Raw genomic sequence first — 9,688 nt, 5'->3', positions numbered from 1 at the left:
CGTCGAGCATCGGCACGGTCTCGGTGAAGGTGTCGCTGCCCTGCAGCCGCAGCACGTCGGTGACCGGCTCGTCGTGGGCGAGGAAGCCGACGAACTCCGCGATGCCGCCGTCGTGGCGGAACTTCTCCTCGACCGGGTCGGGTCCACGGAGGTCACGGATGACCAGCTCGAGCCCGGGCACGATGAAGGACGTCTGCCGGGCCCGGCCGAGGAGGCCCTCCAGCTCGAAGCGCGCGTCCTTGGTGAAGATCTGCCGGTCCGGCCAGAAGCGGATGAGGGTGCCCGTCCTGCCCTTGGCCACACGCTTTCCCTTGCGGGTCAGACCGGACTGCGCCGCGAAGCCGGCACCCGGCCCGTCCCCGTCGAAGACGCCCGGGACCCCGCGCTGGAAGCTCAGGCCCTGCTGGCTGGGGCTGCGGTCGACGTCGATGTCCATGCGCGACGACAGCGCGTTGACGACCGAGAGACCCACGCCGTGCAGACCACCGGTCGCGACGTAGGAGCCGCCGCCGAACTTGCCACCCGCGTGCAGCTTGGTCGCCACGACCTCGACCCCGGGGAGCCCGGTCTTGGGCTCCTTGTCGGTCGGGATGCCGCGACCGTCGTCGTGCACCTCGACGGAGTCGTCGGCGTGCAGGGTCACCTCGACCCGGTGTGCCTCGCCGGCCAGCGCCTCGTCGACGCCGTTGTCGATGATCTCCCACAGGCAGTGCATGAGCCCTCGGGTGTCGGTCGAGCCGATGTACATCCCGGGTCGCTTGCGGACCGCCTCCAGGCCCTCGAGCACGAGGAGGTGGGCTGCGTTGTAGGTGTTGTCGGCGATCGTGGGGCTCCTGCGTCGGTGCGTGAGTGGGGCGGTGTGCAGGCCCCGAATCTACCGGCGACACGCCGTACGCCGGTGAAGGCACGCTCGCAGGAGCCGCCCTACGGTGAGGACACCACCGCAGCACCTGCTCCACTCGCCGAGGACGTCACGAAGTGGACACGATCTCGGCGACTTTCCTTCGATCGGCCGCCCGGGGGCCGATAGGAGGTCAGACTCACAGCTACAGGCAGCACCAGCTCCCCACCGGTCTGGACAGATGAGCGTCCACGGCATGAAGTCCGGCAGGGAGGGCAAACTCCCCGTGATCGGATAGACGTGGTCTACGACACGTTGGGCGGGGGCACCACCCGGAATGTTGGGGCCCCTCGCTACGTTGACTAGGACACCACCCAAGAAATGAGGCCGAAGTGACAACTGTTGTTGCCCCTAGTGCTCCTCTGACTGCTGAGGACCGCTGCGACCGTTGCGGTGCGCAGGCCTACCTGCGTGTCCAGCTCCAAGCAGGCGCGGAGCTCCTGTTCTGTGCCCACCACGCGCGTGAGCACGGCGACAAGCTCAAGGAGGTCGCCGTCAAGGTGATCGACGAGACGCACAAGCTCACCAACACGCCGGCGACGTAGCCGGACGCGAGCGCTGACCACGCCACCCACCGACATCTCGATGGCCCCCGACGCGAGTCCGGGGCCATCGGTCATTTCCGGACCGTGCGTGACAGGGTGTGCGCCGTGAGCCTCACCGAAGTCCTCGTCGCCGTGGCCCTCGCGGTCGGTCTGGCCGGCATCCTGGTGCCCCTGCTGCCCGGCTCCGCGCTGATCTTCGCCGCGATCCTCGGCTGGGCCCTCAGCGTCGACGTCGCGAGCGGGTGGGCGGTGCTCGCGGTCGCCACGGTGCTGCTGCTGGGCGGCACGGTGGTGAAGTACGCCGTCCCCGGGAAGCGCCTCAAGGACGCCGGGATCCCCGCCTCGACCCAGTGGATCGGGGCCGCGGTCGCGGTCGTCGGCTTCTTCGTGGTCCCGGTCGTCGGGATCGTCCTCGGCTTCGTGCTGGGCGTCTACGTCGCCGAGCACCGCCGGGTGGGCGCTGCCGAGGCCTGGCCGTCGACCAAGCACGCCCTGCGGGCGGTGGGGCTGAGCATCCTCATCGAGCTCACCGCCGGGCTGCTGGCGACGCTCACCTGGGTCGTCGGCGTCGTCGCCACCTGACCGGGGCCCTGGCGATGGCGATCCTCTTCTCCCTGCTGGCGGCGGCCGGCTACGGACTCTCCGACTTCGTCGGCGGCCTGGTCTCCCAGCGGGTGACCCCCTGGGCGATCGCCCTGGTCTCCCAGCTCGGTGGCGCTGCCCTCTTCCTCGTCGGGGCCCTCCTCGTCGACGGCACCGTCACGGCCGACACCTGGCGCTGGACGGTCCTGGCCGGGCTCGGCAACGGCCTCGGCACGGCGTTCCTCTACCGCGGGCTCTCGACCGGGCGGATGGGCGTGGTGGCGCCGGTCTCCGGGGTGGGGGCCGCGCTGGTCCCGGTCGGCGCCGGTCTCCTGCTCGGAGAGCGTCCCGGCGCGGTGGTCTGGCTGGGCATCGTCGCGGCGATCCCGGCGATCTGGCTGGTGGCGCGGGTGCCGACCGGAGCCGACGGGCCGACCCGGACCGGGCTCGGCGACGCCGTCCTGGCCGGGCTCGGCTTCGGCACCCTCTTCGCCGCGCTGGCCCAGGTGCCGGAGTCCGCGGGGCTGCTGCCCCTGGCGGTCAACCAGCTGATCGGCGCCGCCGTCGTGGTGGGCGTCGCCCAAGGGCTGCGCGAGGCCTGGCTCCCCCGGCGTCCCGTGGCCCTGGTCGGGCTGGTGTGCGGGATCCTGGGCGCGGCGGGGACGGGCCTGTTCCTCCTGGCGACGCGCGACGGGCTCCTCACCGTGTCGGCGGTCATCACCTCGCTCTACCCGGCGTTCACCGTCGTGCTCGCCGCGGGCCTCCTGCACGAGCGGGTGCACCGGGCCCAGGCCGCTGGCCTGGGCCTGTGCGCGGTCGCCGTCGTGCTGGTCGCCGTGGGCTGACCCCGGCCCGGAGCCCGCCTCAGCCGGCGGCGACGTACGACGTGAACGAGCGCGGGTTGCCCAGCCAGTCGGTGACCGGGTGGGAGCCGTCGTAGAGGTCCACCATCTTGACGGCCACGCGCACCTTGGCGGGGTCGCCGAGGCACTCGCGCGAGACCCGCACGACGGCGACGTCGTCGGCCCACTTCAGCCGCAGGCTCGCCGGGCAGGTCAGCCGGTCGCCCGACTGGGCCCAGCCCGACGTCTTCGTCACCTGGTAGTCGGTGCCCTCCTGCAGGCCGGTGTCGAAGCGGAGCTCCGGGCCCTTGCGACCGGGCCGGCTGTCGAAGAAGACCGTCATCCCCGACGGTCCGCCGTCGGAGGTCCGCACCAGGTCGGTGAAGCGGACCTTGGTGATGACCTGCTCGGGGCCGTGGTTGACCGTGACGCGGCGGATGTCGGTCAGCGAGGCGGTTGCGTCCGCCGGGTCCGTGGCACTCGTGGACTCGGCCGAGGCGGGTGCCGCGACGGCGGCCAGCCCGACAGTGAGGGCCACGGCAGCAGCGGCGGCGAGGGGGCGGGCAAGGCGGGCAGGGCGGGCAGGGCGGGGGGTGTGCGACATCGTCAGCTCCAGGGGTGAGGTTGCTCGTGCCCAGGTAGATGCGACCGAGCCCCGGAAGGTTGCACCGGGTGACCGGTCGACCTCCACGATGCACCGTCCCGGGCGGAAATGACAGTGGCCCGGACCCGCGACTGCGGACCCGGGCCACCGGTGTCACACGTCCAAGACGAACAGCATCGGACCTGGACGTCCTGGCTCCGCCGGGACCACCTGCGACTGGTGAGCTTCACCCGTGATCAGCGTGATCCTGCTGGGAAGGCCACCCACAGGCTACAAAACGCGTCCGCAGATCTCACATCGGCCGCGACAGCGACAGCGCGAAGTCACCCGCCGGGTCGGTCCACCAGTGGGTCAGCTCCAGGCCGGCCGCCGCGAGCTCGGCCGTCACGCCCTCCTGGCGGAACTTCGCGGAGATCTCGGTGCGGATCTCCTCCCCACGCGCCAGCTCGACCTCGAGGTCGAGCCCCCGCACGTGGACGCGCTGGGCCTCGGTCGAGCGCAGCCGCATCTCGATCCACTCCTCCTGCTCGTTCCACACCGCGACGTGCTGGAAGGTGTCCAGGTCGAAGTCGGCGTCGAGCTCACGGTCCAGGACGGTGAGCACGTTCTTGTTGAAGGCCGCCGTCACGCCCAGCGCGTCGTCGTACGCCGCGACGAGGCGCTCGGGAGACTTCACCAGGTCCGTGCCGAGCAGGAAGAAGTCGCCTTCGGCCAGCGTGCCCCGGACGTCGCGCAGGAAGACCGTGCGCTGCTCGGGGTCGAGGTTGCCGATCGTGGAGCCGAGGAAGGCGAGCAGTCGACGCGGGCCACGGGGCAGCTCGCCCAGGTGCCGCTCGAAGTCGCCGACGACGGGCTGCACGGCGAGCCCGGGGAACTCGGCGGCGACCTGCTCGCTGGCGAGGGTGAGGATCGCGGGGTCGACGTCGAAGGGCACGAAGCGGGTCAGCGTGCCGGAGTCGCGCAGGGTGCGCAGCAGCAGCCGGGTCTTCTCCGAGGTGCCGCTGCCGAGCTCGAGCAGCGTCTCCGCGCCGGTGACCTCGGCGATCTCGGCGACGCGCTCCTCGAGGATCGAGCGCTCGGTCCGGGTGGGGTAGTACTCCTCGAGCCGGGTGATCTGGTCGAAGAGGTCGCTGCCGTGGGCGTCGTAGAAGTACTTGGGCGGCAGCGTGAGGGGCCGCGCGCTCAGCCCGGCGCGGACCTCCTGCGCCATCTGGGTCACGAGGCTGCCCGGGTCGAGGTGCACGGCCATGTCGGTGAGGCTCATCGGGGCTCCAAGGAGGTCACGGTGACCCCCGCGGAGGTCACCTCCAGCAGGTGGTGGTCAGGGACGTCGACCCACCGGGGGTCGTCGTCCCAGGGCTCGCTGGCGACGACGACGCCGTCAGGCTCGACGAGGTAGCTCAGGGGGTCGCCCCAGCTCACCGCCGTCACGCGGCTGCCGTCGTGCAGGAGCAGGTTGAGGGTCGCGGTCGGGTCGAGGCGCGCGACATCGAGCACGGTGCGTCCCACGGCCTCGGCGGTCTCGGTGCCTGTCGCGAGCACGTGGGAGGCGAGCACCGCCGAGTCGCAGACCGACTCGACGTCGTGACGCAGCGGCAGCACCGAGCGGTCGACCCGGCCGTTGTGCGAGAGCAGCGTGCGGCCGTCGGTGAAGGGGGCCGCGGCGCTCTCGTCCATCGGCATGCCCTCGGTGGCCGAGCGAACGGCGGCCAGGACCGCACCGCTGCTGAGCACGGGGGCGACCGAGGCAAAGGACGCGTCGCCCCACAGCGGGCGCGCCGAGCGCCAGCGCACCGGCTGCGGCTGACCGGGCACGTGGAACCCGACGCCCCAGCCGTCGGCGTTGAGCAGCCCCCGCTGCTGGCGCCGTGGCTGGTAGGACTGGCGCAGCAGGCCGTGCGGGGGTTGCAGCACCAGCGACGCGATGCTGCGGGGCTCGCCCAGCCAGGCCAGGTGCCTACACATCCCAGGCCAGCCTCAGACCGCAGAAGATCTGGCGGCGCTCGGGGTGGTCCCAGTTGCGGAAGGACGGGCGGATCGCGGACCCGCCGACCGACCACGCTCCCCCGCGCAGGACGCGGTAGTCGCCGCCGAAGAACGGCACGCTGTAGTCGGCGTAGAGCATCGTCGAGAAGCCGGGCCACGGGTCGAAGCCCGACGACGTCCACTCCCAGACGTCGCCCATCATCTGCTCCACGCCGTACGCCGACGCGCCGGCCTCGTAGGCGCCGACCGGTGCGGGGCGCAGGGCGTCACCGCCGAGGTTGGCGAGCGCGGGCGTCCACTCGCTCTCCCCCCAGGGCCACCGGCGCCGGCGTCCCGCGTCGGGGTCCCACGCGCAGGCCTTCTCCCACTCCTGCTCGGTGGGCAGACGGGCACCGGCCCAGGCGGCGTAGGCCTCGGCCTCGAAGAAGCAGACGTGCTGCACGGGCTCGTCGGCCGGGACGTCCTCCACCAGGCCGAAGCGTCGCCGGGAGCCGTCGGCCGACCAGAAGAGCGGTCGCTCCAGCCCAGCCTCGAGGCGGTGCTCCCAGCCGCGCGGCGACCACCAGGCCGGATCGTCGTAGCCACCGGCGTCGATGAAGCCCTGCCACTCGGCGTTGGTCACGGGCACGCGGGCGATCCGGAACGCCGGCAGGTCGACCTGGTGGGCGGGGCGCTCGTTGTCGAGCGACCACGGCTCCTGCTCGCCGTCGACGCCCAGCGTGAACGGACCGGCCGGCACCAGGACCGCGTCGCTCGGGACGGGACGGCCGGGCGGCAACGGCGACCCGTGGCCGAGGACCGGCTCGCCGTCGCGCAGCTGGTGGGTCGCCAGCATGGTCTCGACGTGCTGCTGCTCGTGCTGCTCCACCATCACGAAGGGGAAGAGCTGCTGCTCGTCGGCCCGCTCCAGCCCGTCGAGCACCCGGCCGCGCACGTCGGCGAGGAAGCCTCGCGCCTCCCGGGCGGTGAGCAGCGGCAGCGTCACGCGACGGGCACGCGGGTGCTCGAAGGCGTCGTAGAGCTTCTCGACGTCGCTGGCGAGGATGCCCTGCGCCGCGGTGTTGCCGCCGCGCAGGAGCCAGAGGTCCTCCTGCTGCCCGATGTGCGCCAGGTCCCAGACCAACGGGCTCATCAGCGGGCTGTGCTGGGCGGTCAGCTCCGCCTCGTCGATGTCGGTCAGGTGGGCGGTGCGGGTGCGGGCGGCCTCCAGGCCGACGGCGACGGACTCACGCACGGGCTTCCTCCTCGAGGACGCGCAGGGGGCCGTGGCTCTCGGCTCGGGACCGGATCTCGTCGGCGGGGGTGCGACCTGACGCGACCAGCTCGGCGAAGGCCTCGAGCTCGGGCCGCAGGTCGGCCGGGCCGCGGCGGGCCGCCACCTCGGCGCAGCCGGTGACGGCGCGGCGGAGCGCGGGATCGGCCAGGCCGTGACGGGCCGCGGCCTCCCAGGCGTGCGCGACCGGCTGGCACAGCTCGGCCGCCAGGTCGGCCGCCCCGGGGTCGTCGACCAGCGTGGCCGCCAGTGCGGCCAGAGCCGGCCACCAACGGTCGGGCAGCGCGTCGATGCAGCGGATCTCCACGTAGCCGCGCGGTCGCACCGGCGGGAAGAGCGTCGTCAGGTGGTAGTCGAGGTCGGCCTGGGTGGCCCGTCGGCCCAACCGGGCCGGCTCGCGCAGCCAGTCGCCGAAGGACACCAGCGTGCGGACCGGGGTCATGCCGGCGTCGCCTTGGAGCAGCATCACCGGGGCGTTGAGCGCGTAGAGCGCCCACGCGACGGTCGGCTCCCCCACCGGGATCGGGTCGCTGCGGCCGTGGTCGATGCCGTGCCAGGTCTCCTGCCGCATCGAGTGCCAGCCCGACGCGCGACCGCCGAGGTAGGGCGAGGTGGCTGAGGCCGCGACGAACATCGGGACCAGCGAGCGGATCAGCTCGATGCGGGCCGACCACCCTGCTGCCGGACCGGCGTCGAGGTTGACCTGGAGCGCGGCGGTGGCCGACATCATCGCGCGCGCGGGGGTGCCGCAGCCACGGGCCTCGAAGTGCTGCTCCATCGCGGCGTAGCGCGCAGCCGGGTTGCAGCGGCTCACCTCGCGGGCGGGATCGGACCCCAGGGGCGCCGCCCCGAAGCCGGCCTCCCCCAGCGCCCGTCGCAGGACCTCACGATCGGCCCGCAGGGCTGCGACGGCTGCCGAGACGTCGTCACGCGGCGGCGTCGACAGCTCGACCTGAGCGCCCGGCTCCAGGGTGACCGTGCTGCCCGAGGGCATCGGTGGCAGGTCGGCCACGAGGGCCTGCACCTCGGCCCACGACGGTCGGCGGGCCGGGGTGGCGAGGTCGACCAGGTGGAGCTCCAGCTCCAGGCCCACGCGACGGTCCGTGCCGTGGCTCAGGGCCCCGGCGGCGACGTACGCCGTCGCTGCCGCCATCGGGTCGGCGGTGTCCAGGATGTCGCCCACGTCCGTGGGCGCTGTGACTGTCTCGGCGGTCATTCCGCCCCCTCCAGGTCCGGACCGGTCGACGAGTCGACCGCGGGTCGGTGCGGGGGCGACCAGGATCGGCCGTCCTCGGATGTGCACGTCCATGCTTACCCGACGGGGCCAACCCACCCAAGCACCCGAACGGGTTGTTCACGGAACCGTCAGGTGTAGTCCCGGGTGCTGAATCTCCTCCGCACGGCCACGTTCGTCACGCGACCGGCCTCAGCCGATCGCCGGCGCGAGCGCTCGCAGCGCCACGACGACCCGCTCCAGGTCGTCATCGGTGCAGTCGAGGTGCGGACTGAGCCGGAGCGTGGGGTCGACCGGGTCGAGCGGGGCACGCCACCCCAGTGAGGCGGTGGTGAGCACGCCGTGCTCCGCCAGCAGCCGGGCCCGCACCACGCTCACGTCCTGGCCGGCCCAGGGGCGCAGCGCGGTGATCGCGCCCCGGCCGGGGAGGACGCTCCAGCCCGGCGCGTCGGCGAGGTGCTCGCGGGTCCGCTCTCCCACGCGGTCCAGCTCCGCCTCCACCCAGGCCGGGCCGGCCTCGCGGTAGGCCGCGAGCGCCGTCGCGCGGCCGACCCGGCCGGCGACGTTGCTCTCCCCCGACTCCAGCAGGCGGAGCGGGCCGGCACCGGGATGCTTGCGCTGGGGCGGCGCTTGGAGCCGGTCCCAGTGCTCGGCGGCGACCGCGAGCATGCCCACCCCGCGCGGGCCGCGCAGCCACTTGCGGCTCGTGGCGTACGACGCCGCCGCGCCGACCGCTGGCACGCGGTGGCCGAGGGTCTGGGCCGCGTCGACCCACACCGGGACACCCGCCGGGGCGCAGGCGGCCACGACCTCGGCGACCGGCTGCACCAGGCCGCGGTGCGAGGTCACCTGGTCGACGTGCACGAGCGTGAGCGCGAGCCGGTCGAGGTCCATGCCCAGGGCCTCGTGGTCGATCGCCCCGTGGGTGTCGACGGGCAGCGGCACGCAGATCGCGCCGGCGGCCTCGAACGCCTCGAGGTTGGGCCCCCACTCCGAGGGGGCGACCCCCACGCGGTCGCCGGGACGCACGGACCACGAGTCGATCAGGACCTGGAGTGCCGTCGTACCGCTCTCGACGAGGGCGACACCGTCGTCGGGCACACCGAACAGGGCGGCCAGGTCGCGGCGGAGGCCGACGAGCGCCTCACCCGCCTCCTCCTCGGCCACGTAGGCGCCACGAGCGACCTCACGGTCGAGGTGCGCACCGACGGCCTCGACCGTCTCCGGCGCCATCCGCCCGGCAGCGGCGGAGTCGAGGTGGACGACCCCACCCCCGGCGGGGTCGGACACGTGGCTCAGTCGAGGTAGTCGCGCAGGACCTGCGAGCGCGACGGGTGACGCAGCTTGGACATGGTCTTGGACTCGATCTGGCGGATCCGCTCGCGGGTCACGCCGTAGACCTTGCCGATCTCGTCGAGCGTCTTGGGCTGACCGTCGGTCAGGCCGAAGCGCATGGAGACCACGCCGGCCTCGCGCTCGGAGAGCGTGTCGAGGACCGCGTGCAGCTGCTCCTGCAGGAGCGTGAAGGACACGGCGTCGGCGGGCACGATGGCCTCGGAGTCCTCGATCAGGTCACCGAACTCCGAGTCGCCGTCCTCACCGAGGGGCGTGTGCAGCGAGATGGGCTCGCGGCCGTACTTCTGGACCTCGATGACCTTCTCGGGGGTCATGTCGAGCTCCTTGGCGAGCTCCTCGGGCGTGGGCTCGCGACCCAGGTCCTG

General features: G+C 73.1%; 11 protein-coding genes. 3 read left to right on the top strand and 8 right to left on the bottom strand.

Going from position 1 to position 9,688, the window contains the following annotated elements; translation table 11 throughout:
- A partial coding sequence (locus RMN98_RS12660) for an ATP-binding protein (protein WP_309649174.1) occupies nucleotides 1–748 on the bottom strand: 748 nt, incomplete at its 3' end.
- Between the two features lie 485 nt (nucleotides 749–1,233).
- Here RMN98_RS12660 and RMN98_RS12655 point away from each other — a divergent pair.
- The 3 genes from RMN98_RS12655 to RMN98_RS12645 all read left to right on the top strand — a co-directional run bounded on the left by RMN98_RS12655 (nucleotide 1,234) and on the right by RMN98_RS12645 (nucleotide 2,873).
- Nucleotides 1,234–1,446, top strand: coding sequence for a hypothetical protein (locus tag RMN98_RS12655; RefSeq protein WP_309649173.1), 213 nt, complete (start codon nucleotides 1,234–1,236; stop codon nucleotides 1,444–1,446).
- 105 nt (nucleotides 1,447–1,551) lie between these two features.
- A complete protein-coding gene (locus RMN98_RS12650) occupies nucleotides 1,552–2,028 on the top strand; it encodes a DUF456 domain-containing protein (RefSeq protein ID WP_309649172.1) in 477 nt (158 codons plus the stop codon).
- Between the two features lie 14 nt (nucleotides 2,029–2,042).
- On the top strand, nucleotides 2,043–2,873 hold the full coding sequence (locus RMN98_RS12645; RefSeq protein WP_309649171.1) for an EamA family transporter: 831 nt from the start codon (nucleotides 2,043–2,045) through the stop codon (nucleotides 2,871–2,873).
- Nucleotides 2,874–2,892: 19 nt separating this feature from the next.
- Here the strand turns inward: RMN98_RS12645 and RMN98_RS12640 are convergent, their stop codons facing one another.
- The 7 genes from RMN98_RS12640 to RMN98_RS12610 all read right to left on the bottom strand — a co-directional run.
- Entirely contained in the window at nucleotides 2,893–3,474 is a 582-nt protein-coding gene (locus RMN98_RS12640; protein WP_309649170.1) for a hypothetical protein, read from the bottom strand.
- Between the two features lie 292 nt (nucleotides 3,475–3,766).
- Entirely contained in the window at nucleotides 3,767–4,738 is a 972-nt protein-coding gene (gene egtD, locus RMN98_RS12635) for an L-histidine N(alpha)-methyltransferase (RefSeq protein ID WP_309649169.1), read from the bottom strand.
- Entirely contained in the window at nucleotides 4,735–5,439 is a 705-nt protein-coding gene (gene egtC, locus RMN98_RS12630) for an ergothioneine biosynthesis protein EgtC (RefSeq protein ID WP_309649168.1), read from the bottom strand. Before egtC ends, egtD begins: the two co-directional genes overlap by 4 nt.
- Nucleotides 5,432–6,694 (bottom strand): ergothioneine biosynthesis protein EgtB, encoded by a 1,263-nt coding sequence (gene egtB, locus RMN98_RS12625; protein ID WP_309649167.1) that lies wholly within the window; start codon nucleotides 6,692–6,694, stop codon nucleotides 5,432–5,434. The genes egtC and egtB overlap by 8 nt, the downstream gene beginning before the upstream one ends.
- Nucleotides 6,687–7,949 carry an ergothioneine biosynthesis glutamate--cysteine ligase EgtA gene (gene egtA / locus RMN98_RS12620; RefSeq protein ID WP_309649166.1) on the bottom strand — a complete coding sequence of 421 codons (1,263 nt, stop codon included), beginning with the start codon at nucleotides 7,947–7,949 and terminating at the stop codon, nucleotides 6,687–6,689. Before egtA ends, egtB begins: the two co-directional genes overlap by 8 nt.
- A 210-nt stretch (nucleotides 7,950–8,159) precedes the next feature.
- Nucleotides 8,160–9,257 (bottom strand): aminotransferase class V-fold PLP-dependent enzyme, encoded by a 1,098-nt coding sequence (locus RMN98_RS12615; RefSeq protein WP_309649165.1) that lies wholly within the window; start codon nucleotides 9,255–9,257, stop codon nucleotides 8,160–8,162.
- Between the two features lie 5 nt (nucleotides 9,258–9,262).
- Nucleotides 9,263–9,688: sigma-70 family RNA polymerase sigma factor (locus tag RMN98_RS12610; RefSeq protein ID WP_309649164.1), on the bottom strand; the 426-nt coding region annotated here is incomplete at its 5' end.

It is taken from the genome of Nocardioides sp., assembly GCF_031397825.1.
In the GTDB taxonomy this organism is placed as follows: Bacteria; Actinomycetota; Actinomycetes; order Propionibacteriales; family Nocardioidaceae; genus Nocardioides.
The sequence above is the reverse complement of the archived record's forward strand: the minus strand, read 5'-3'. Positions and strand labels throughout refer to the sequence as shown.

Coding starts and splice junctions, on each gene's coding strand:
- RMN98_RS12645 (WP_309649171.1), top strand. CDS start 2,043: ATGGCGATCCTCTTCTCCCTGCTGGCGGCGGCCGGCTACGGACTCTCC.
- RMN98_RS12640 (WP_309649170.1), bottom strand. CDS start 3,474: ATGTCGCACACCCCCCGCCCTGCCCGCCCTGCCCGCCTTGCCCGCCCC.
- egtD (WP_309649169.1), bottom strand. CDS start 4,738: ATGAGCCTCACCGACATGGCCGTGCACCTCGACCCGGGCAGCCTCGTG.
- egtC (WP_309649168.1), bottom strand. CDS start 5,439: ATGTGTAGGCACCTGGCCTGGCTGGGCGAGCCCCGCAGCATCGCGTCG.
- egtA (WP_309649166.1), bottom strand. CDS start 7,949: ATGACCGCCGAGACAGTCACAGCGCCCACGGACGTGGGCGACATCCTG.